The organism is Vibrio sp. Vb1026, assembly GCF_033338745.1.
GTDB lineage: Bacteria > Pseudomonadota > Gammaproteobacteria > Enterobacterales > Vibrionaceae > Vibrio > Vibrio alginolyticus.
This window is the reverse complement of record NZ_JAWOTH010000002.1, coordinates 317848-340862: the sequence shown is the minus strand read 5'-3', so window position 1 is coordinate 340862 and position 23015 is coordinate 317848. Positions and strand designations below refer to the sequence as shown.

Genomic DNA, 23015 nt, shown 5'->3' with positions numbered 1-23015 from the left:
CAATGTCGATAGGGTCAGTATATGGATTCGACTTAATTTGATAATTGGGTTATATCTGAATTGATTATTCAGTTTTTCCAAATAATAAGGGCGCGAAGGTGGATAAGTTTTCGGATATGACGTTGTTTGTCAGCATCGTTAAACATCAAGGTCTGGCAGCGGCGGGAAGGGAGTTAGGTTTGTCTCCGGCGACGGTAACGGCAAGGCTGCAAGCGATAGAAGAACGCTATGGCGTAAAGCTGCTCAACCGAAGCACACGCCACGTATCACTCACGGACGCAGGGGCAATGTACCATCAAGCTTGTCTGAACATCATTGATAGCGTGAAAGAGACGGAAAACTTGCTGCAAACGGGTATTTCGGAAGTGCGCGGAACGTTGAAAATTTCAGCTCCACGAGATATTGGCAAACAAATTATTTCGCCGATGGTGTCGGCTTTTTCTGAGCAATATCCGGATGTGACGCCTTATCTTTATCTTAATGACAATTTATCGAACTTGGCTGAATCGGGGCTCGATTTGGTGATTCGTTATGGCGAGTTAGCGGACAGCAATCTCATTTCGCGCAGGCTGGCGTCGAGTCAACGCGTGCTGTGCGCATCACCTGACTATTTGTCGAAGCAAGGTGTCCCAAACTGTCCACAAGATCTCGCGGATCATCGCTGCTTAGCCATGGTGCGCAGCAATGAAGAATTAAAAACGTGGCACTTTAAAGATGAAGAGTCTCACCAAACGATCACGGTCACGCCGAAGCGCTTTTCTGATGACGGTGAAGTGATTCGACAATGGGCGTTGGACGGTGCGGGGATTGCGTTGAAATCGATTTTAGATATTCAGCAAGACCTCAAACAACAATGTTTAGTAACGGTTTTGGATGGGTATATGAAAAACTTCAGCGCCTTTTCGCAAGGCGCTGAAGCGGATCTGCATGTCATTTATCAAAGCCGTCAATATCAACCGAAAAGAGTTCGCCTGTTTTTGGACTTTCTAGTTGAGCAATTTAGCGCGCTGAGTGATGCCAGCAATCAGCTCTAGATGCGATTCGGAGGTTTCTCGGCGGTGGCGATAAATCCCGACGGTGCCAGGGTTTGGTTCTTTTTCCATGGTTAAGCATCGTAAGCCAAAGGATTCCAAATACGGTTGCAGATGGCGAGTATAAGACATCACCGCGACGCTTTCTTTCAGTACATCAATGCTGGCGAGCAGAGAATCTACTTCGTAAGTCGGTCTGTCATCCAGTTGCTGCCTTTCGCGTTCATTTTGTTTCGGGATTGGGTTATCGATGACGTGAGCGAATTTCTTAGCGTCATAAGTGACCGAAAGAGCGGGGTATTCGTGCAGCATCTCTTCGGTGACGGTTTTACCTAGCAGTGGATGATTTGGGGAAACAAAATAGGCATCAACCGTTTGAAATAACGGAATAAACGTAACATCGCATTTAGACGACAAGCCGACAATCTCGTGGCCGATGAAGAATTCAATCTGTTCGTTGATTAATGAATCCATCAAGCCTAAGTGGTTGCCAAATTCGACGTGTGTAGATGCCGATGGCTGCTTGGTCAGATGTTCATTGAGTGCTTGTTTGACGAACAGCGGCCACCACGCATCGCCAGTACCCATTTTAATTTTTCCGACTTGATACTGTTTCCGTTCATCAATGCTTTGCATCATTTGGTTGTATTCATGCTGCATCGCGTTGCTATGGCGATAGAGGATGCGTCCGTATTCGGTCAACACCATGCCATTAGGATGACGTTCAAACAGCGTCACGCCGAGATTCTCTTCCAGCTTCTTTAAATTGCTTGTTACCGTTGGCTGGCTTAACCCTGCCATTCTTGCCGCAGCACTGATGCTTTGGCAGCGTGCAACCAGTAAAAATTGCTGCAGAGATTTGTCCATTTTCTTTCCCCTCTAAGAACGAGGGGTATTTTGCACAATTTCATTTATAAATCACAAATCTGTAATCTCATTTGATTGAAATTATGCGCATTTCATAGATCTACATCACTGTTGGGGTCTGACGTATAGATGTTATCTATAGCTCGCTCCTGACTTCCTATTTTCTCCTCAAAAAGGTGTTCTTTAGACTGTCGCCAAAACAACAATCTAAGGGATGAACATGAAACCGAGTTTTATTGCGCTTGCTGTCGCGTCTTGTATTGGTCTTGCTGGATGTGGGTCAGATTCCTCTGATGCGCCAGTGTCAGTCGACAAACCAATTATTTCAGCCGACTTATATTTACGTGGTTTAAATGGGGATTGGGGCACGGCAGAGCATGCCAAGCTAAACTATTTGGGTAATAACGAGTACGAAACCGTACTGCGCGTCGCTCGAGGTAGCAATCATTTCAAGATTGCTGATCCGGGTTGGCAGATCCAATACACCTACTTTGAGGAGCCCGCGGCGTTCGATAAAGCTCAGGAGTACCTACCAAAACCAGACACGAATGAAGCGTGTATGAACGATGATTGCAACTCTGAGATCACGTTTGAAGACAAAGGGTATTACAAGTTTTCTGTGAGCTTTACCGATGAAAGTCGCGCGACAATGACTGTGACGAAAGCAACGCAAGAAGAAGCGGAAAAATACTACTCTGATGCGATTCTCGACCCTGCAATGGTGCATGAAGGGCATCAGAGCAAAGAAGTGAAACTGTTCGCCAATTACGATGACTCGAGTGATACCGTGATTTTCTCGGTGAAAGATCCTAAAGCGGAGCTGCGTGAATTTGGTATTTCAACGACGACAGAATTGCGTGATGCGCTCGACCAAGGCTTAGTGATTAATGAGCAAACAGGGCCGCGAGTGGTGTCGGGTGATGTCGCGTTTGACGCGTTGTTTGCATTGACGATGAAAGAGCTAGACCAGCTTGCCGTTTCTGAAATCAAAGACGGCAATTACAACTACAACAACCCAATCAAAGCGGAAGTTTTTGAGACGGGCGCGAAGTGGCATTACGTATGGACGCGTGATTTGGCGTACGCAGCAGACCTTTCGCTTGCATTGATGAATCCAACTCGCGTGCAAAATGGTTTGAATTTCAAATTGTCTGCTTTCCGCGACACGACCGATCAGCAATACGATGGCGAGCAGATTGTGCAAGACACGGGCACGGGCGGCAGTTGGCCAATCAGTACCGACCGCACGACTTGGGCGCTTGGTGCTGAACGCTTACTTTCGGCATTAGATGGGGAAGAGTACAACCAATTTGCTGAGCGCGCATATAACGCTATCAGTAATACACTTGAAGCCGATCGCCTGGCGGCTTTTGATGCGAAATCCGGTTTATACACTGGTGAGCAATCATTCCTCGATTGGCGTGAGCAAACGTATTCAACGTGGACGCCAAACGATGTCAATACGATTGGGAGCAGCAAAGCGTTATCGACAAACGTGGCTCACTACCGCGCGATTCAGCTCGCGGCTAAGTTGGCAGAGAAGTACGATTCAACCAACGCGGTCAAATACACCGATTGGGCTGAGCAGTTAAAAACCGCTATCAACGAGCAGTTTTGGAATGCCGAACGCGGTATGTACGTAAGCTATTTGTTTGACAATGGCAAAGACATCGCGGTCGACAAATACGACATGTTGGGCGAAGCGTTGGCGATCATCAGTGGCGTGGCAAGTGATGCGCAGGCGAAACAAATCATGGCCAATTACCCACACAGTGAGTTTGGCGTGCCGGTTTACTTCCCTCAACAACCGGACGTGCCTGTGTACCATAATCGCGCAATTTGGCCATTTGTTACCGCGTACAGCTTGCGCGCCGCGCATCAAACACAAAATGTGGCAGCAGCGAACAATGCCATTCAATCGTTGGTTCGTGGCACGGCAACTAATTTATCCAACATGGAAAACTTAGAGTGGCTTTCTGGTAAGTCATTCATCATCCATAGTGATCATGGTGAAGATCCAAGCATGGATGGCCCAGTTATTAACTCTCAGCGTCAGCTTTGGTCTGTGGGTGGCTACTTGAACATGGTGGTAGAGACCCTATTCGGCATCCATACCGAAACGGGCAAGTTGGAAGTGAAGCCGTTTATCACAAGTTGGGTGCGCAATAACTTGTTGGCTCAGTCTGAACAAATCACGTTGGAAAACTTTGCCTTCAAAGGAAAGAACTACTCGGTAACGATTGACTTGCCTGAAGTAAGCAAAGATGACACAGGTTACTACCCAGTTGAAAATGTCACGATGGACGATGAGGGGCATTTCCACGTGACATTGGGCGCGCTTGTGAATGTAGATAGCAGCATTACTTTAGTTTCTGGTGTGAAACCGTACGCAAGTGAAGATAGTCGCGTTTATTCTCCGCAAGAGCCAACATTGGTGGTAAAAAGCGTTGATAATTCGGTTTCGATTGACGTGACGAGTAAGTACAACGTGAACTTGTATCGCAATGGCGAGCTGATTCAAAAGAACGTGATTGCTCAATCTTATTCCGATACGCCAACAGGTTTTGCTTGTTATTTGGCTGAAAGCATTAACGATAAAGGCTTCCGCTCCAACCCAAGCCAACCGGTTTGTGTCGGTGAAGAGATCCGCATCAAACTTGATGGCGAATATCAGCCACTCAAAGACAATGTCTCAGTGGTTACGGTGAGTAAAGACAGTGGCATCGTAAAAGGTGCAGAGTCGTTTACAGCCCCTGTAACGGGCACTTACCAGTTCGATGCTTGGTACAACAATAACCTAGGGCAACTTAATACTGGCATCACGAACACCGTGAAATTGTTAGAGGTATTGGATGATGCAGGTAAGGTGGTTGGCCAAGGTTACTTGCAGATGGGCCATATTGGTGAAAACCAAGGTATGCGTTACTCAACGCCAATTGAAGTAGCGTTGGAGCAGGGAAAAACCTATCAGATCGCGCTGAAGGACCACTTCAATATGAGTTACCTCAAATCGAATGAAACCTACATCTACGCTGGTGGTATTGAGGGTGAAAAGAACGAAGCGCAAATCGCAGATATTCGAATCACACCTTTAATGTAGACTGTTTTAACAAAGCTGTATTCTAAAAAACTGTGTTTTAAGAAAAAAAGCCGCTGAGATTATCAGCGGCTTTGTTGTATTTGCTATCGGTGGCCGTTTACAGATTAGTTTGCAGCCTGCGGACGAGGTTTACGGCGCTGACCTGACGGTTTGTTTCCTGCAGGCTTAGCATTGTTTGGCTTGCGGTTACCAGACGGTTTACCAGCGTTGCCACTCTTATTACCGTTTGGTTTATTTCCACTCGGTTTATTGCCATTTGGCTTGTTGCCGTTAGGTTTACGTTCATCTGGTTTGCTGTGTGCACGACCTTGGCCTTCACGGTTACCTTTAGGCTTACCCACACCGCCTTGGTTGGTGCTGTTTTTGTTGCCGTTGTTACCACCGTTGAAGCGACGCTTAGGTTTGTTTGCACCATTGCCTGCTTTCTTATTGGTTGCTGGGGCGTCTTTTGGTTTTTTCGGCTTCTTAGGCTTTTTCGGTTTGATTGGGCGAGTATCCAGTTTAGATTCTGGCACCACATTGGTTGGCGCAAAACCTTCCAGCTCTTTACGTGGTAGTACTTCTTGAATCAAACGTTCAATCGCAAACAACTCAGATGCTTCTAGCGCACACACGAGTGAAATCGCTTTACCTACTTCGCCCGCGCGGCCAGTACGACCAATACGGTGAACGTAGTCTTCTGCCACTTTAGGTAGCTCAAAGTTCACCACTTGCGGCAATTGAGGAATATCGATACCGCGCGCAGCAATGTCCGTCGCGACCAACACACGAATTTCACCCGATTTAAAATCCGCCAGTGCTTTGGTACGCGCGCCTTGGCTCTTGTTGCCGTGGATGGCAGCAGCCGGTAGGTTTTGTTCGATCAGGAACTTCGCTAGACGGTTTGCGCCGTGTTTCGTTTTCGTAAACACCAGCACTTGCTTCCAATCGCCGTCTTTGATCAATTTAACCAACATCGGTGCTTTCTTTTTCACGTCTGCTGGGTAGATGCTTTGCTCAACCGTTCTCGCCGTCGAGTTTGCCGGGTTCACTGAAATCTCAACCGGGTTGTTCACCAAGCCTTTCGCAAGGTCGCGGATTTCATCCGAGAAAGTTGCCGAGAAAAGTAGGTTCTGACGCTGTTTTGGTAGCAGAGCTAGGATCTTACGAATGTCACGGATAAAGCCCATATCCAACATACGGTCTGCTTCATCCAGCACTAGCACTTCCAGTTGGTCGAACTTCACCGCATTTTGGTTGTACAAATCCATCAGGCGCCCTGGTGTCGCGACCAACACATCCGCACCTTTGCGAAGACGCAGCATTTGCGGGTTGATCTTCACACCACCAAAAACAACTGCACTGCTTAGTGGAAGGTGACGGCTGTACATAAACACGTTTTCTTGCACCTGAGCCGCAAGCTCACGTGTTGGCGTCAGGATAAGTGCACGAACTTGGTTAGCACGAACGCGAGGGCCGTTCGATAAACGCTCAAGAATCGGTAGCGTAAAGCCTGCAGTTTTACCTGTACCAGTCTGCGCTGCTGCCATTACGTCTTTCCCTTCCAAAATAGCAGGAATTGCTTTTGCCTGAATTGGCGAAGGGGTGTCGTAGCCTTTCTCTTGAATAGCTTTAAGGATTGGAGCAGATAGACCTAACGAGGTAAAACCCATATGTATGATTCTCAATTGTAGAGTTAGATAACAACGCGCCGAAAATAAATCGGTGCGAAAAGTGCGACATTCTGAGGCTTTTACGCGCAGGCTTCAACTAATTCCGTCATGGATAAATATTTGAACTGGATCTCATTTCTTTTTGGCAGGCAAAACTGATAACTGGTTTGGTCGATCGATTGAATGGTTTTACGTTGGCGATGCCCATTCTTACATCGCTATCACGGTATGCAGTTTTAGTTTATCAAATGCTGTTCGGAGTGTGGGGGAGGCTTGCTCCTTTCATTACTCCGCTTTTGCATGCGTTAAAAACGCACTCGTCAATTGCTGAAAGAGCGAATCTACCGACGGGCGGTCGGATATATGATGGAAGAGCGGTGTGTGGACATCACCACGAATATCATCGTCATGACCACAAAACTGATTACACATTCGTACTGGTTCGACAATCTTCTCGACGTCGGCATCAATCAGAATGCATGCTTGTGATAACACTACTTGCCCACCGCCTTTTTTCAGTAAAACGCGCTGCGCGGTTCCCACGACTTTTTGCCCGCCAATGTTGAGGTTGTACTCGCCATCGCAGTAAGAATAAGGCGTAGCATGAACATCCACTTTCACGCCGAGCTGTTTAAAGAAAACCGTTAATATCGCACATAAATCGAGATACGCTTTTTTGATGTTGTAAGGCTCGCCTTCTGGCCAGTGGTAAATGTGGGATAGATTGATAATACCTGGCACCTGAGGGACTGGGGCACCACCGGTTTTACGAGAAAAGAGCTTCCAGCCAGACGTATTTAACGCATGTTCTAACTCATTAGACACTGGCCATTTCTTACCCGCGGGAAGCACGAGCGTTGGACTTTTTACTTGCCAAAGCAATAGCACTTGCGAGAGTTGGTTGGACTGAACTTGTTTAATGAGCTCATCTTCTTTGTCAAATGCATCAGCGACTTCCGTAGCTGTGTAGCGAATTAGCTTATTTTTAGCAACCAAACTCTATCCCTCGCGGCTATTTAATCATTACTGTTGTATCTCAGATACAGCTTTATTGCTAGGTTTGAGTGATTAGGTTTTTGCTCGCTAGTTGCATGATCACCTTTTGAGTCTTTTCCGTTGTCCATTAAGTTTGCTTGAACACGCGATAAAAAGTTTTTGCTAGTCATCACATCAGCCATTCATAAAATCTGCCATCTATGAAATTTTTTGGCGATATAAGTATGAAAAAGCGAGTGATGACCCTCGCGTTAGCGGCATCATTAACGGGATGTGTGACGTTCCCAACTCAAGAATCTGAGCAAGTACAGGTGCTTTGGGACAATGTGAATGCGATTGAAAACTGTGAACTAATGGGTACCGTGATCGGCTCAGAAGGACACTTTTACGACTATTGGCTTCACGCCGATAAAGACATGGTTTGGGGTACGTTAAACCAAATGCGCCTCAAGGCGGCGGATTTAGGCGCAGATACCTTGTACTTATATCAACCGTTGAGCTTTTCTACGTCAGTGACGATGTTTGCAAATGCTTACAAGTGCAAACAGTAGCTATTGGCTTGATCATAATTGAAAGACAGGCGCTGCTCGCCTGTCTTTGATGCGCTCTACAAATACTGGAGACTTTGCGTTAATTGACGTTTGCTGTCGCCACCGCTGATGTATCAGAGAACGACAATGTAAAGTCTCGCTCGGTATTAAGCACTTTGGCTGGAAACTCTAAGCTCAACTGCGTATGTGGCGCGACTTCTGAAGCAATGCTAGTAACGAATTTTCGGGTTTCTCCAGGAGAGATCGATATGTCACTTCCACCTTGTGATGAGAGCTCAGCGATACCCATTGTTTCAAGTGTGTTACCTGCAGTATCCGCCAGGTGTAGTAAAGATTCTGACTTGTAGATTAATTCTCCACTTTCTGTGCGATATGCATTAAACGTGTTGAAATTTGGTTGTAATGATCCTTGTGAACCAATGTTAGTAACGGAAAATGTCACATTAGCGCCATCAAAGTTCTCGACTCTTACGAGTACGTTACCGTCTTGGTAACGAGCGGCTGCTGCCGCGGTTGCTTGTTGTTTCTGCCGCTGTTTCTCTTTTTCAATGTCGCTTAACTGTTTCTGCTCATTAGCGATTCGATTCTTTGCCATGGAGTACGACTGATCGACCATTGCTATTAAAGCGGGGATTGAATACAAAGTGAGGCCTTCCAAATGGTCAAAGTCGATTTTGGCATGTTGAGTACGTTTATGATTAGAAAATTGGCAGTAACCATCAATCAAACTGATGAAAGCCACTTCAAAAGTGCCCTGTAATCGGCTTACTTCCTGTGCTGCTTTCTCTAGATTTGAGCGGACTTTCCGAATCTCTTCCAAACTCTTTTGTGAAAGACGACCGTTTGGCGATACGTCGTTAGAAACCGAAACCAGTTCTTCGGTCACAAATGGATTGTTTTCGGCTGGAATCACCGTAGTTATACGGTTGGATTTGGTGATGTCTTCGCCCAATAAAACCATCATTTTTTGCGATGCGGCGGTTGTGTTGCCCGCTAATACGTTACTACAGTTTGGCGACGTATTGGCATACACGGCGAATGCGGTAAAAAGTGAAAGTGTAACGGACCAGCCGATGGTGACGAGTCCTGTCGTGGTTCGAGTATTCATCCTGATAACCCCTCTGTCATTTGGTGCGATTCACTGACGTAATTGCCAATCAAAAGATTGGCTCGCGACATTCAGAATGGTTCTGGTCAACCCTTCGTAGTGGGTCTGCCCACAGATGCTTTTTTAGTCGTTTATCAACCGCTAAGCCACGATTGATAAAGTGTCTGAAATTGAGAGCATTAACGCTGCGAAGTTGATGTCTTTGACTGAAAGATAGACGTAACTTTTCTAACCATCAAATACGTGATTGAGTTCTCATTTTTATATGAGTGAGAGGTTCAAGAGAAAACAGGCACTTACTGTAGAGAGTTGATTTGAAGGAAAAATATAAATTTTTTTGGGGAACTTTTTTGATGCTGCCTTTGAGACTTTTTTTGAATCTCAAAGGCAGGTTCTTACACTCGCGTTCAATTACAACGTGTTGAGGACATCCGCGAGTCGAGAGACAGCTGTCGTCAGTTCTTCTGGTGTAGCATTGGTAAAGTTAAGACGCAGAGCGGCTTTTACCTTTGAACCTTCTGGATAAAAGACCGGGCTCGGCACTACGGCAACCCAGTTTGCGAGAAGGTTTTTCGCCAGTTCGAAGGTGTCGCATTCTGGAATCTCGACCCAAACGAACATGCCACCATCGACGGGTTTGAGTACGCAACTTTCTGGCAGCTGTTTTTGCAGCTCAGCAAACATGACATCGTAACGTGATTTGTAAAGCGCACAGATGGTTGAAATGTGCGTTTCGAAGTTGTCATGTTGCAGCAGACCATGCAGCAAAGCTTGCATAGGAATACTAGAGTGCAGATCGGCACCTTGTTTAATTTTGATGAGTGGCTCAAGGTAGCTGCTTTTGCCCGTAACTACACCAATACGCAAGCCTGGTGAAGCTATTTTGGAGAAAGAGCGCAATACGATGGAGTGCTGTGGGCAGAAGTCCGAAACCAGTGGAAGCGCTTCACCAGAAAAACGCAGCTCGCGGTATGGTGCGTCTTCAATGAACGCCACGTCGTATTGTATACAAAGCTCGGCAACTTTTTGGCGAGTCTCTAGCGCCCAGCATACGCCCGTTGGGTTGTGAAAATCGGGTACGGCGTAGAACATTTTTGGTTGCTGCGTGGCAAAGCATTGTTCGAGTTCTTCAAGGTTTGGGCCACACTCGGTTTGTGAAACGGTCACGATGTTGGCTTGCACTAGACCGAATACTTGCATAGCACCAAGGTAGCTCGGTGCTTCCATCACCACTTTATCGCCCGGATTCACGTACGCACGCGCAATCAAATCTAGCCCTTGCTGAGAGCCCGTTGTGATCATCGCCAAATGAGATTCTGGCAGCTGGTAATAATCGGTCAAAAAATTAAGTAGCGGTGCGTAGCCTGCTGTTGCGCCATATTGAAACACCTCTGGCATATTCGCGAGGTTTTCTAGCGTCGGTTTCATTAAGTCGATCGGGAAGGTTTTTTCGTCCGGTAAGCCACCAGCAAGAGAAATGACGTTCTTATCGCTTGCTGCTGCGAGGATCTCTCGGATGTAGGATGACTTAGTTTGTTGTAATGACTGTGCGATTTCCATGTGCTGTGCTTCTCGTAATTGTCTTTTTTTATGTCAGAAATAGTATAGGTAAATTGCCAAGCTTGGTGTGTCCATTTATGCTGTTAAATGTGTCCATTTATGCTATTTAAGCGAAAGTTTACTCCGTGAGCCATCAACAAGTTTCCAGAATCAATGACGTGCTGTTTTACATTCACCAGGACATTAGCAGAGATTTATCGGCTAAAGAGCTAGCAGATGTAGCAGCCTATTCTGAACAGCACTTCCATCGTATTTTTAAAGATGTGGTAGGGGAGTCTGTCCATCAATATATCCGTCGCACAAGAATGGAATACGCCGCCAATCAACTGATGTTTGATACCAGCTCATCGGTGTTAGACATTGCTAACAAGTGCGGCTTTAGCTCGGTATCTTCTTTTAGCCGAGCGTTTAAAGCAACGTTCGCTATGTCTCCTGGTGCGTGGCGAAAGCATGATTTACAAGTCGCAGAAAAGCCGTATCTAAAAGATCCGGAAGTGGCTGCGGGTTATCATCGGGTTGCGAAACGCGAGTTGCCAGAACCTAAAATTATGGAGGTTCCACAACGCTTTGCGGCTTATGTGCGGCATGAGGGTTATAGCCGTTCCATTCGCAATGCGTGGCTGATTTTGAAGGCGTGGGCAAGCTCTGAGAATCGGGACTTTTCGGTTCAATACGGTTTGCATCACTCCAACCCCGCTTGGGTCGAGCTCGATAAGTGTCGCTATGTGGCTTGTATGGCGATTGATAAGCCGCTTAAAGTACGCGGTGTCGTGAATCAAATGACGATTCCGGGTGGTTTGCATGCTGTTTTTCGCTTAACAGGGGTATATGGAGAGCTTCTTCCTCAATTGAGTATGGTGTTAGAGAAGTGGTTGCCGAATTCAGGCTTTAAGCAGCGTTCTACTCCCGCTTATGTTCACTATCATAAAAACCATTTCCTCAGCCATGATGAGGCGTTTGAGCTGGACTTCTATCTGCCCATCAGCTTTTTCTAACTGGAGTATTTATTTACTATCCGTAAGGAAGAAAATGCTAAGCTCTATATGGTGATTTTTTACAAATAATTGAAAATTAAATGAACATCGATCATGTAAAGCTATTTGTCCGTTTGGCTTCGACACACAACATCAGCATGGCTGGTCAGGAGCTTGGACTTTCTCCTGCTGTCGCTAGCGCACACATCAATAAACTTGAGGACAGCTTAGGAGTTCGTTTAGTTCATCGCACCACACGCAAAGTTTCCTTAACTGAAGAGGGGCAGGCATTTTTACCTCACGCGGAGGAGGTCCTTGCAACAGTGGAGGCAGCAAGGGGAGCTGTTGGCTCAGGGCAGAGCGCGCCAACGGGAGTATTACGTATAACCGCCTCTGCAACTTTTGGTCGCTTGCATATTGTGCCCGCATTAAAAGGTTTTATGGCGCGTTACCCAGGGTTAACCGTGGACTGCCGATTTTCTGATTCCATTATGGATCTGGTTGAGGGAGGTTTTGATGTCGCCATTCGTGTCGCTGAGTTGAAAGATTCTTCATTGGTCGCAAGAAAGCTTGCGCCAGATCGTCGTATTATCGTTGTATCACCAGATTATATTGAACAATTTGGGAGACCTAACAAGCCCCAAGACTTGGCGAATCATGAATGTATTAACTTAGTTGGAATGAATAATTGGTCATTCAATACAAAAGATGGAATGTTCAATGTAAGAACTTCTGGTCGTTTTAAAACCGATAATGGTGATGCGATGAGAGACGCGACGGTAAACGGGTTAGGTATTTCTATCAACTCGGTTTGGAGTGTTTATCAAGAATTACAAAGTGGTCAGCTAGTGGAAGTACTCGAAGATCACCCTTTAGCGATGGATGCTGGGATTTGGGCTGTGTACCCAAGCTCTCGTTTAATTGCGCCTAAGGTACGTGCCTTTATTGATTACTTTGCTGAATACTATGGCACGCCACCTTATTGGGAGTTTGCGGAAAAGTGATAACAAGTTTCACTTATCGAATACATTGTTTTTAAGGTCCGAATAAAAACGAACCTCAAGATAATTCTTAATTGTTATTAATAGAGTTTGCTTAAGATTAATTCAATAGTATCAATTATCTGCTGTGTTTTGCTTTGATCTACTGCATCAGGGTGTGGGGGCGCGAATGCTTCAATGTCATTATCGAAGTACATACCATGCGCTTGAGCAAACTCTTCTGATAGCGCAGCGCGAGTTAGAATATCTGCTCCTAAGCGGATATCACCACCAGCAACCCCATAAGCATCTTTAACCATCTTACTACCTAGGAATGATTTTGGGTTTACTGATACCAACATAGGGCCAGTGTTCTTAAGCTTTAGTCCGATTGCTCGTGACCACATCGTTAATGCCAATTTGCTTTGGGCATATGCTTCGCCATCTGACAATGGTTTGTTACCGAGTAAAGCGCTAGTGTTTACTGTTGTTTGTGCAGCTGAAGACAAATTAACCACACGACCCGTATCTCCGAGCAACGGCAATAGCTCTCTAGTGAGTAAGTAGGGAGCAATGGTGTTGACTGCGAAGCGTACATCAAGACCCTCTTTAATTCTTGGATTTGGTGTTGCGTACACACCAGCATTGTTAATGATGACGTCTAAATGATTGAACCGTTCTGTTATCTCCATCACTATCTGTTTTACCGCATTGGGAGAGGATAAATCAGCAACAAGGCTTTCAACTTTACCACTTTTCATCTCCCTCAAACTTTGCTCAACTTGTTGAACTTTCTCTATATTCCGGCCATGGATTATTACGTGTTGTTCACGGTTAATTAACATTTTCGCGGTTTCTAAACCAATACCGTCAGTAGATCCAGTAACTAGAATTGTCTTTCGCATGATCGCTCTCATTGTTGAGGGTTAATATAGAACGATCATAGTGGCATCTTTTGCATTCGACTATTGAGACTAAAAAGAAAACACTTTCTAGGAAAAATTGAAAATAACTTTGTTGTTCTTTTTGTGGACGGTGCGACGAATTAACGTCTCATTAGATGCTACGGTTATACATGTGGTGCTCAAAAATTAGGCACTATTTTGTACTCAAATAATAGCCAAGAGGTCTCTATGTTAGGTGAAAATCACTCATTAACTCATGAATTCCCAGAACATTTGGATACCATTACTCAGCTTACCGAAAACGATGCATCATTTGCTGAAACCGTTAAAAACTACAATGCTTTAGATAAGGAAATCCGCGTACTAGAACTTCAAGGAAGCCCGATTGATGATCACGAAATGAACGTGTTAAAACATAACCGGGCTGAGCTCAAAGACTGGCTCCACTCGCGAATAATGGGTTCTTAGTGACGAAATGATCATCGGCTCGTAAATTGCGGGCCGATTTTAGTTCCAATGGACGATGCCAAGTGTGCAAACACTAGGAGTGCTGAGCAGGAGCTTGGAGCGGCAGGTGACCAGTTTTTACCCAAATGATCGTTTCTTGCTCTACAAAAGGAAAATGCTCACTCATATGTGGGCTTCGAATCCAAGAGAGAGCGGGATAGGTACCTAGCTCGTCTCTAAACTCTCCTGACAATACGAAAATTTCTTCACCACCAAAGTGACGGTGTGGTTGAAACTTCTCACCTTTTGGCCATTTAACCAACGCGACATGTTCGTGCTCAAAATTATGCAACGGCATGACTTGCAACCCACCGACACCACTCTGCCAGCTCGCTTGGTTTGTATTAATGCGAACTGTTTCAAGATCCTCAGATTCGAACTGATTTAGTTTAACTAAAATCACACAGCCTTCTTTGCTAAATGGTGCGTGTTGACTTCCTGGAGGGTTACGAAGGTAAGTGCCAGCAGGGTAGTCACCGTATTCGTCAGAGAATACTCCCTCGAGCACCAATATTTCTTCTCCTTGAGGGTGAGGATGAGTCGAAAACTGCGAATTTGGCTTGTACTTAACGACGCTGGTGGTATGCCCTGATTCTTTGGCTTCTCGTTCCAAAGGTTTGCGCCACACACCTTTGGAAGGGCTGGCGATCCATTCCTGTTGAGCAGTATCTATCACGATTCTTTTTGAAAAATCCATATTCAACATATTGAAATTCCGTTACTTATTTAATTACTAATTCTCATTAGTATACGTTTAAAAAACATCAATTGATTCATTTGTTGATAGCCTAATTCATGGATTGAGTACGAACATGAAATCGGAACCTAATTTAAATTTCTGCTTGTGTAATGATAATTGTTATATTATAACATCGCAAAATTAAATGTTATAACATAACAAAAAGGAAAAAGTAGTGAATAAGAAATTGGTGTCTCTCGTGATCGGTAGCATTTTTGCATCCCCTGTTTTTGCCGACACACTATCGAACCCACAGATTGGTGTTGTTGTTGATGGCTACTACCAAGATGGCCAACGTCATAATTCTGAGCGCGAAGAAGGCTTTGGTCTAGGCCATACGGAATTAAACTTCTCATCGAATATCGACGACAAGTTTTACGGCGCATTGACCGCGGTTCTTGAAAGTCACGGTGATGAGACAGAATTAGAGCTTGAAGAGGCATTCATCGAAACTTTGGCATTGCCATATGGTGTAAATGTGCGCGCTGGCCGATTCCTATCTGACTTTGGTTATCTGAATAACCAACACATGCACACCGATAGCTTTGTTGAGCGTCCAATTGCTTATCGTACTTTCCTTGGCTCGCACTACTACGATGATGGTGTACGTGCAAACATCGTGTTGCCAACCGACCTTTACGTAAAATTTGGTGTAGAAGCGCTTAGTGGTAGCAAAATGTCTTCTGTCGAAGATGGTTCTGAAGTTGGCGTGTACACCACGACGCTGAAGCTTGGGAATGACTTCTCCGAATCTTCAAGTTGGCAGTTTGGTTTAAGTTACCTGCGCAACGAAAACGGCAAGGTTAAAGAGTTCGAAGATCACGACCACGGTCATGAAGAAGAGCATGATCACGATCACCATCATGGCGCAGCAGTGACAGGTGCGAACCTTTACGGGGCTGATTTTGTTTGGAAATGGGCACCAGACGGTAATTACAAATACAGCAACTTCACGCTATCGGCTGAATACATGCTGTTAGACGGTGTGGTAGACAGCAAATATAAAAACGATGCAGAGTCACCAGACAACTTAAGCGCTTACTATGTTTCGGGTGTTTATCGCTTCAACCCAAGCTGGTCAGCAGGTCTACGTTACGGCGAAGCAGAAAGCTACGATGGTCATGCACACGGCGACCACATGCATTTTACTGAGCTGAATGATAAAGAAATGGATGCGATGATCGCATGGGATTCTTCTCACTTCGGTACTATCCGTGCGCAATACACTCGCATTGATAACCAAGACAGTGAGACAGACAACGTGTTCACTCTGCAATACGTGATGACATTTGGAGCGCACGGTGCTCATGCGTTCTAAGCTGACATTAAATAAATGTAGTTTGGTGATGATGGCGGCAGGAGCTGCCATCATTGCTTCGCCTGCTTCGGCTCTAAACATTTTCGTTTGTGAGCCAGAATGGAAAGCCTTTCTCGAAAGCCACGCGCCAGATGCCAGTATTTATTCAGCGACAACGGCTAAGCAAGACCCACATTACGTACAAGCTCGTCCTTCTTTGATTGCGAAGATGCGCCAAGCGGACATGGCAATGTGTTCGGGCGCAGAGCTAGAGGTGGGGTGGTTACCTATGCTGCAAGTTCGTAGCAGCAATGCGGCGGTGCAAAATGGTGCGCCGAGCATGATCTACGCGACGGACTTCGTGCGCATGTTAGATACTCATGCTCACGTTGACCGTAGCATGGGAGATATACACGCTCACGGTAACCCACATGTTCAATTTGCGGCAAATGACATGATTCCATTATCTCGTAAAGTCACGGAGCGCCTAAAAGCGATTGATCCCGACAACGCACAAAGTTACCAAGTGAATGGTATGAAGTTTCGTGCTCATTGGCGTAAAAAGCTTAAAGAATGGAATGAGAAAGGGGCTGCTTTAAAAGGTAAGCAAGTTGTCGGTTATCACGCGACGTATCGTTATTTGTACGATTGGCTCGGAATGAAGCAGATTGCCGATCTCGAACCTAAACCGGGCATTTCACCGACCACATCTCACCTGCAATCGCTTACCAAGTTAAATGCCGACAGTTTTGATGCGATTGTTTACTCCTCTCATCAGGATCAGCGTCCAGCGAACTGGTTGCAAGATCATACTGACAAACCTGTGATTCAACTGCCATTGACCGTTTCTGAGGGTGAAAGCTTGGATGAGATGTACGATCAGGTCATTGATGATTTACTGGATGTGTTAGTGCCACCCGTTCCTGTGAAGATCTAAGTCATGGCGGATTATGCATGGCTTTTACCTGCGGTTTTGTGTGGTTTAATTGCGTTAGTTGGCAATATCGTTCTGGGGCAACAAGTTCTTAATCGTCAGATCATCTTTATAGATTTGGCGGTGGCGCAAGTCGCGGCATTGGGGGCAGCACTAAGCCACTACTGGTTGAGCCAATACGCGCTGTTCTCAGGCTCATTCTTTGGCGAAATGATTGGCCCTTGGGTGATGTCTTTGATGCTTTGCGGTTTGATTGCCTTAATGGAGAAACGATACCAGCAGCATTTAGAGCCCATGATTGGCAGCTTGTTTGTCGTGTCTGCATCGCTGGCAATCCTGCTGGTGAGCAAAGACCCACACGGCGGAGACTTTATTCAAGGCATTCTTAATGGGCAACTGTTATGGGCGACTTGGGCAGACGTTTGGCCTTTGGCACTCATTACCGCTGCGATGTTGCTATTGGTTTGGTTAAAACCTGCGTTTATGCGCGGTAGTGGTTTTTATCTGATCTTTGCTATTCTGATGCCCATTACGGTCAAGTTAACCGGCATTTATTTAGAATTTGCTTTGTTGGTGATTCCAGCTTTATGTGCGGCAGCATTGAAAGGAACTCGATTCTTTGTCGCCAGTATCAGCATCGGTATTGTTGGGATCTTATCGGGTATTGCCGCATCGGCTCGCTATGACTTACCGAGTGGTGCGAGTATTGTGATCACCCTGTTTATTGCTGGCATGTTGTTTAATCTCTTGCTTCAGCCTTTTATGGTGAAAATAACAGAACCAGCTTTTGTAAGAGATTAAGAAGCAAGTAATATTGGTCTGATGAAGTAGTATTTGAGTAATCAGACCAATACTTTTCTATCCAAGCCCTCCAATCGTGTAACTTTGCGCCTTCCAACACACTTTCTTACGTTGATCTTGCCATAGTCATCAAGTTGCCTTGATTAGTTCACATCCGACTCCCAGACTGTTTCTATAGTTTTTATAAGATATAAAAGACCCTGCGTATGGGAAGCGCAGTTGTAACGCGACTAGGCATAAAAACAAAAAACGCTAGGGATACAAGCGAATTTGTAATCTCAACATTTAAGGAAGACCAAGATGAAACCGGAAAAAGTAGCAGTAGTCACTGGTGCGGCTCGTGGTATTGGCCAAGCGATTTGTGAACAATTACTGGAGGATGGATTCCATGTAATCGGGCTAGATATAGCGCCCGTGGAATGGAGCCAGTCGGCGCAGCTAAGCAGTTATCAAGTCAACTTGTGTGATGCCGAAACCGTAAGTGAAGTAGTAGAAAGTGTTGTAGAGCAGCACGGAAGAATCGATGCTCTGGTTAACAACGCGGGCATCACTCGAGATGCACTGTTGCCAGACATGTTAGAGCAAGACTGGGACAGCGTGATCGACGTGAACCTAAAAGCGGTGTTCTTACTCACTCAACGTGTTGCTCCTGTCATGCTAGAGCAGGGCACAGGCAGTATTGTTAGCATTTCTTCTATAGTGGGAACGGATGGTAATATCGGCCAGAGCAACTACGGCGCAAGTAAAGGCGGCGTCATCTCAATGAGCAAAGGCTGGGCGAAAGAACTTTCAAGAAAGGGTGCACAGATACGCGTCAACTGTGTCGCGCCAGGCTTTATCGCCACCGACATGACCAAGAACCTGCCAGAGAAAGTTATTCAAATGATGGAAGGCAAAACCCCATTAGGGCGCATGGGCTCAGTTCAAGATATTGCCAATGGCGTCTCCTTCCTAACCTCAGACAAGAGCGCCTACATCACAGGACAAGTGCTCAAGATTGACGGTGGGTTGGTATTATAGCTCGCTAATCAAAACGTCAAATACCAAACGCCCTTTACTTATATGAAGGGCGTTTTTGTTTGAGGAACATTAATTGACCTGCTGGTATTTTTTTGCTCCTAAATGATTCAGTGGAATCAGTCAATAGTACGTGATGGAAGGTATAATTGCTTACTTTTATTAGCGAAGAAACTGATTGTATTGAGTGTTTTGTAGCCACTTGTTTTCTGGTAGCTTACAGCTCTTATTAAAGCTGTTGTGCCAGTCACATCTAATTAACCAAACATACAAGGAAGGAATTGTGAAGTATACGCCAAAGCCAAAGCCTATTCGACCTAGCAACCCATCTGCATTAGAGTTGGCTATTTATCGCTACGAATGTCAGGCCGCTGAATATCACGACAAAAAGAATAGTGTTGCGCCTAACAATGAATCTAAAGAAGCTTGCAAGCAGCGTATTGATGCTTTGGAAAAGGATTGGGCACACCTTCAGCATGAGCGAAAAAAGATTACTGCTCAGGTGATGCTACAGCAGGATCTTGAAACATACCGTGCTGAAAACAAGTTGAAAGATGAAGATGAGTTGTTCGAGGAGGCTCATCATCCGACTCGTGTGCTGGCTCGTAATCTCACTGCAGTTGGTGAACCTAAGCCGAGTAGCATCCATGACCCACATCATATCATTCCGGGTAAAGGGCGGTTTCAGCAGGTTAGACTTGTTGTGACACGATTAGCTCTTCATGCTCACGGTATTGGAATCAATGACCCGTTGAATGGCGCTTGGCTACCTCGCTATAAAAAGCACAAAGGTCACTGGGCAGGCAGTGAAGCACCAGCTCATCGAGAGATACATCGGTATAACTATGAATCATGGATTGTGAATACGTTTAGTTCTCCAATGCTGCCTGAGCAGGCAATGATTAGTCGCTTACAAAGAGTAAAGCACAAACTTCTGCATGGTGGATATCCGCAGAAAATTATTGAAAAGAAAGACACTAGCTGGAGCGGTCAATCATGAAAATCTACCAGTTAAAGCAACGCCCTGAGGAGTTTAAAACTCTAACTCTGGATATTATGAATCTTGCTAATCAGCTTGGTAATAAAAAGCTAGTAAGGCAACTCCGACTGCAGCCTTCTACTAATGAGCCTTTACTACCAATTTGGAAAGATGGTGTGGTTGGCGATTTTGAGGATGTTTTAGGAAAAAACTCTACGATGCCGGACATATCAACATGGTATAGCACATATCTAGCGCTAACTGCAGGTGCATGCGATAAGCTAGAATCGGTACTAGCGTCTGAGGGGGAGTTCTTGCCTATAAACGTTGGTGACGAAACCATATATGTTTTTAATTGCCTTAGTTTTGGCGCTGAAGATGAGTCTATGTGCCTTAAGAAATATACCGATGGTTTTGAAGATGGTCTGGAAACCATTGAATTTGATGAAGAGGATATCGAACCACGCTATGTATTCAAATCTCGCTTACAAGGCTGTACAGTGCTCTATGCTACAGAATCTTTCAAGCTTTTGTGCGAAGAGCATGGACTAGAAGGACTTAAGTTTGATGAAGATTTGCTGGATCCGTTTTAGTAGTTGACCAATGGGGTTAATGAATCCAACCACTACACTAGAAATTTGCAATACCTAAGCTAATGTTAGTGGGTTAATCGGCTCGTGGTTTTTCACAGTAGAGCCAAATTAGAAGTTGCATTTATTGCTAGTTCTGTCTTTTCTTTAGTAACAGTAGAATATGAAATCATGCAGTCGAGGCGTCAGGTGGCGGGATTGCAAAGCAGTCTTTATCTCTAGTATCAAAGAGGACGGGGAGCCGCTTTTTACAGGCGACTATATCGAATACACTAATTAGCGCAGTTTTAATAAGCGTAATGAAAATGAAAATGAGAAGCTGAGAAAGCCCGAGAAGAACTATTAAGTCGAGATTCCTTTCTAATATGTAGTGAGTGGGTTGATTTGGCCAACCGACAAAAGGATTTGTAACATCTATAATTGTCCATTAAATGCTAATTTAGCAAAACCTATAACTCAATTTTCCAAAAATGAGTTTCGTTAGCTTGAACTAGAATAACAAAGCGCTCTTCACAGAAAGTGAAGGGTGTTTATCTCGTCTTAACTGCCTTTCATGTCTTTTGAACCAAGGTATCGAGATCCGCTTCGCTCCTAGTTACGTTCAACCTTAGCTGCTACTTTTCATCAATAAATAGAGATGAGTTACCATCAAGTAGCATAGGGAAGCGCGTGAGCACTATTCTCTCAAATGAACACTAAACTCCTTCTTTGTAGCCTGTCACCTTCAAACTACTTCCTCTAGCGCTAACAATTAATTCAAATGTGCGCTGGTTAATGATTTTTCTGTAAGTAACACAATTGAACGTGATAGAAGTAACAAAATGGCCTCTTAACGGTAACGTTCCCGAAAGGTTTATATATTATCGCCCTCATTGATATAAGTAGTAGAGACGCTCTGAGTCCGAGCGCTCTGAAATTCAGGCTTTAGATGGACATTTAAAGTCACCATATGTTTGCGATTTTTATTGGGAACGTTTGCAATGCACCTAAGTATAAATTTACGTGAGACTATGGAAATGAAACTACACACTTTGACGATGGCAGTAGCGCTTGGACTGGTTACTGCACCTGTATTCGCAGCAACAGATGTTGACGCTCTTGAAAAGCGAATTAATGAATTAGAACAGAGACTTGAGCAGACAGAAAAAGCATCCACAGAAGCAAATGAGAAAGCCTCAAGCTTTGAGTTTCACGGCTACGCTCGTTCCGGGCTACTGATTAATGACGATCTGAATGGTGCAGTGGGTACTGGTCCTTACATGACGGCAGCTGGTGCTATTGGCGCTCCAGTTGGGCGATTAGGGGTAGAGGATGATCATTATGTGGAAGCAAACCTTATTCACAAACGTTTTGCAGATGATGGTTCCAGCGCATTGTTCCGAATCATGTTGGCAGATAGTACGGAAACCAATAACGAATGGACGGCGAGCGAGAGTCAATTAAACGTTCGTCAGGTATATGCTGAGCTAAACAAGTTGAGCATGTTCTCTGAATCAAGTGCGTTTGCTGACGCGACGTTTTGGGCTGGTAAACGATTTGACCGTGATAACTTTGACATTCACTTCTTTGACTCGGATATTGTTTTCTTATCTGGCACTGGTGCTGGTGTGTATGACGTCCAAATGAGCGAATCATGGAAAGCAAACTTCTCGATCTATGGTCGTGATTTTGGTGAGATTGATAGCTCGTCAACGGATGTTGAAAACTATATCGCGACAATGAACAACCGCTTCGGTAATTGGCAATTGATGCTGAGCGGCATGACGTCAGCTGATAACAATGATCGCGTAGAAGGAGCAGCGGACAAAGGTTTACATGCGATGTTTGCCTACCATGGCGATAACTTCTTTGGCATGAGTGAAGGCTTCTCTAAAACCGGTATTTTGATGGGTGATGGACTGGGAGCGGAACTTAAAGGCATCGGTTCAAACGGAGATTTGTTAGAAGACGCAAAAGCCGTACGCTTGTTCAGCTATGGTGTAACACGCATCGGCGACAACTGGCGTGTAGCACCTGCGTTGCTAGCAGAACACAGCCAAGATCGCTTTGCTAAACATGATGAATTTACGTGGGCATCGTTCAACATCCGCTTAGCGCAAGAGTTTACGCAGAACTTTGAGATGGTTTATGAAGGCTCATACCAATACATGGACCTAGACAATGCGATTGATAAAGCAAGTGGCAGTTTTTACAAAGCGACAATTGCACCAACGCTTAAGATGTCTACCGCTGCAGGTTTCTTTGACCGTCCGGAGCTACGTTTTGCAGTTAGCTACGTTGATTGGAGCGAAGACTTGAATGGCTACTCGATTAGCCAGGATGCGGGTGCTGCAACGATGGGTGATGGTGGTGAAGTTCTGTTTGCACTGCAAATGGAAACTTGGTTCTAAAGGGACCTAACCTACAAAGAGTAATAAGAAAAGCGCC

The 23015-nt window shown here is 45.1% G+C and carries 20 protein-coding genes and 1 pseudogene; 14 read left to right on the top strand and 7 right to left on the bottom strand.

What is annotated here, in order from left to right:
• The first annotated feature begins 98 nt into the window (after window positions 1-98).
• A complete protein-coding gene (locus tag R7E47_RS05410; protein WP_262665191.1) occupies window positions 99-1034 on the top strand; it encodes a LysR family transcriptional regulator in 936 nt (311 codons plus the stop codon).
• Here the strand turns inward: R7E47_RS05410 and R7E47_RS05405 are convergent.
• A complete protein-coding gene (locus R7E47_RS05405) occupies window positions 987-1898 on the bottom strand; it encodes a LysR family transcriptional regulator (RefSeq protein ID WP_005373761.1) in 912 nt (303 codons plus the stop codon). The two genes, R7E47_RS05410 and R7E47_RS05405, sit on opposite strands and share 48 nt — an antisense overlap.
• A gap of 220 nt (window positions 1899-2118) precedes the next feature.
• On the opposite strand from R7E47_RS05405, the gene R7E47_RS05400 reads away from it, so the two are divergent.
• Window positions 2119-4998: an amylo-alpha-1,6-glucosidase gene (locus tag R7E47_RS05400; protein ID WP_262665192.1), complete on the top strand. Its 2880-nt coding sequence runs from the start codon at window positions 2119-2121 to the stop codon at window positions 4996-4998.
• A 104-nt stretch (window positions 4999-5102) separates the two neighbouring features.
• Here R7E47_RS05400 and R7E47_RS05395 read toward each other — a convergent pair whose 3' ends face one another.
• Window positions 5103-6650, bottom strand: coding sequence for a DEAD/DEAH box helicase (locus R7E47_RS05395; RefSeq protein ID WP_262665193.1), 1548 nt, complete (start codon window positions 6648-6650; stop codon window positions 5103-5105).
• 148 nt (window positions 6651-6798) lie between these two features.
• On the opposite strand from R7E47_RS05395, the pseudogene R7E47_RS25500 reads away from it, so the two are divergent.
• A pseudogene (locus R7E47_RS25500) lies at window positions 6799-6876 on the top strand (VOC family protein); the annotation flags it as partial.
• Between the two features lie 59 nt (window positions 6877-6935).
• On the opposite strand, the gene R7E47_RS05390 reads toward R7E47_RS25500, so the two are convergent.
• Window positions 6936-7646, bottom strand: a complete 711-nt coding sequence (locus R7E47_RS05390; RefSeq protein ID WP_318057794.1) for a lipoyl protein ligase domain-containing protein — start codon at window positions 7644-7646, stop codon at window positions 6936-6938.
• A gap of 224 nt (window positions 7647-7870) precedes the next feature.
• Between R7E47_RS05390 and R7E47_RS05385 the strand changes: the two genes are divergently transcribed.
• Window positions 7871-8197 carry a DUF4156 domain-containing protein gene (locus R7E47_RS05385; RefSeq protein ID WP_031778841.1) on the top strand — a complete coding sequence of 109 codons (327 nt, stop codon included), beginning with the start codon at window positions 7871-7873 and terminating at the stop codon, window positions 8195-8197.
• Between the two features lie 79 nt (window positions 8198-8276).
• Here R7E47_RS05385 and R7E47_RS05380 read toward each other — a convergent pair whose 3' ends face one another.
• Together R7E47_RS05380 and R7E47_RS05375 are read right to left on the bottom strand one after the other, a co-directional pair.
• Window positions 8277-9305 carry a hypothetical protein gene (locus tag R7E47_RS05380; RefSeq protein WP_318083936.1) on the bottom strand — a complete coding sequence of 343 codons (1029 nt, stop codon included), beginning with the start codon at window positions 9303-9305 and terminating at the stop codon, window positions 8277-8279.
• 411 nt (window positions 9306-9716) lie between these two features.
• A complete protein-coding gene (locus tag R7E47_RS05375) occupies window positions 9717-10865 on the bottom strand; it encodes a PLP-dependent aminotransferase family protein (protein WP_017819834.1) in 1149 nt (382 codons plus the stop codon).
• Between the two features lie 125 nt (window positions 10866-10990).
• Between R7E47_RS05375 and R7E47_RS05370 the strand changes: the two genes are divergently transcribed.
• Together R7E47_RS05370 and R7E47_RS05365 are read left to right on the top strand one after the other, a co-directional pair.
• Window positions 10991-11860, top strand: coding sequence for a GyrI-like domain-containing protein (locus R7E47_RS05370; protein ID WP_005387011.1), 870 nt, complete (start codon window positions 10991-10993; stop codon window positions 11858-11860).
• An 80-nt stretch (window positions 11861-11940) separates the two neighbouring features.
• Entirely contained in the window at window positions 11941-12843 is a 903-nt protein-coding gene (locus R7E47_RS05365; protein ID WP_258670477.1) for a LysR family transcriptional regulator, read from the top strand.
• A 77-nt stretch (window positions 12844-12920) separates the two neighbouring features.
• On the opposite strand, the gene R7E47_RS05360 is transcribed toward R7E47_RS05365, so the two are convergent.
• A complete protein-coding gene (locus R7E47_RS05360; protein ID WP_318083933.1) occupies window positions 12921-13724 on the bottom strand; it encodes an SDR family NAD(P)-dependent oxidoreductase in 804 nt (267 codons plus the stop codon).
• A gap of 228 nt (window positions 13725-13952) precedes the next feature.
• Here R7E47_RS05360 and R7E47_RS05355 point away from each other — a divergent pair, with 228 nt between their 5' ends.
• Window positions 13953-14192 (top strand): YdcH family protein, encoded by a 240-nt coding sequence (locus tag R7E47_RS05355; RefSeq protein WP_005373737.1) that lies wholly within the window; start codon window positions 13953-13955, stop codon window positions 14190-14192.
• A 73-nt stretch (window positions 14193-14265) separates the two neighbouring features.
• On the opposite strand, the gene R7E47_RS05350 is transcribed toward R7E47_RS05355, so the two are convergent.
• Window positions 14266-14937, bottom strand: a complete 672-nt coding sequence (locus R7E47_RS05350) for a cupin domain-containing protein (protein WP_053304576.1) — start codon at window positions 14935-14937, stop codon at window positions 14266-14268.
• Window positions 14938-15145: 208 nt separating this feature from the next.
• Between R7E47_RS05350 and R7E47_RS05345 the strand changes: the two genes are divergently transcribed.
• The 7 genes from R7E47_RS05345 (at window position 15146) to R7E47_RS05315 (ending at window position 22978) form a co-directional block, all read left to right on the top strand.
• Complete coding sequence (locus R7E47_RS05345; RefSeq protein WP_054577734.1) at window positions 15146-16288, top strand: hypothetical protein; 1143 nt, start codon at window positions 15146-15148, stop codon at window positions 16286-16288.
• A complete protein-coding gene (locus R7E47_RS05340; protein ID WP_258670472.1) occupies window positions 16278-17204 on the top strand; it encodes a metal ABC transporter solute-binding protein, Zn/Mn family in 927 nt (308 codons plus the stop codon). Before R7E47_RS05345 ends, R7E47_RS05340 begins: the two co-directional genes overlap by 11 nt.
• Window positions 17205-17207: 3 nt before the next feature.
• Window positions 17208-18002: a metal ABC transporter permease gene (locus R7E47_RS05335; protein WP_258670470.1), complete on the top strand. Its 795-nt coding sequence runs from the start codon at window positions 17208-17210 to the stop codon at window positions 18000-18002.
• A 300-nt stretch (window positions 18003-18302) separates the two neighbouring features.
• Window positions 18303-19022, top strand: coding sequence for a 3-oxoacyl-ACP reductase FabG (fabG, locus tag R7E47_RS05330; RefSeq protein WP_213910128.1), 720 nt, complete (start codon window positions 18303-18305; stop codon window positions 19020-19022).
• Between the two features lie 280 nt (window positions 19023-19302).
• Window positions 19303-20019 (top strand): AHH domain-containing protein, encoded by a 717-nt coding sequence (locus tag R7E47_RS05325; protein ID WP_199266783.1) that lies wholly within the window; start codon window positions 19303-19305, stop codon window positions 20017-20019.
• On the top strand, window positions 20016-20591 hold the full coding sequence (locus R7E47_RS05320; protein ID WP_213910129.1) for a hypothetical protein: 576 nt from the start codon (window positions 20016-20018) through the stop codon (window positions 20589-20591). The genes R7E47_RS05325 and R7E47_RS05320 overlap by 4 nt, the downstream gene beginning before the upstream one ends.
• Window positions 20592-21604: 1013 nt before the next feature.
• Window positions 21605-22978 carry a carbohydrate porin gene (locus R7E47_RS05315; RefSeq protein WP_258670601.1) on the top strand — a complete coding sequence of 458 codons (1374 nt, stop codon included), beginning with the start codon at window positions 21605-21607 and terminating at the stop codon, window positions 22976-22978.
• The last annotated feature ends 37 nt before the right edge of the window (window positions 22979-23015 follow it).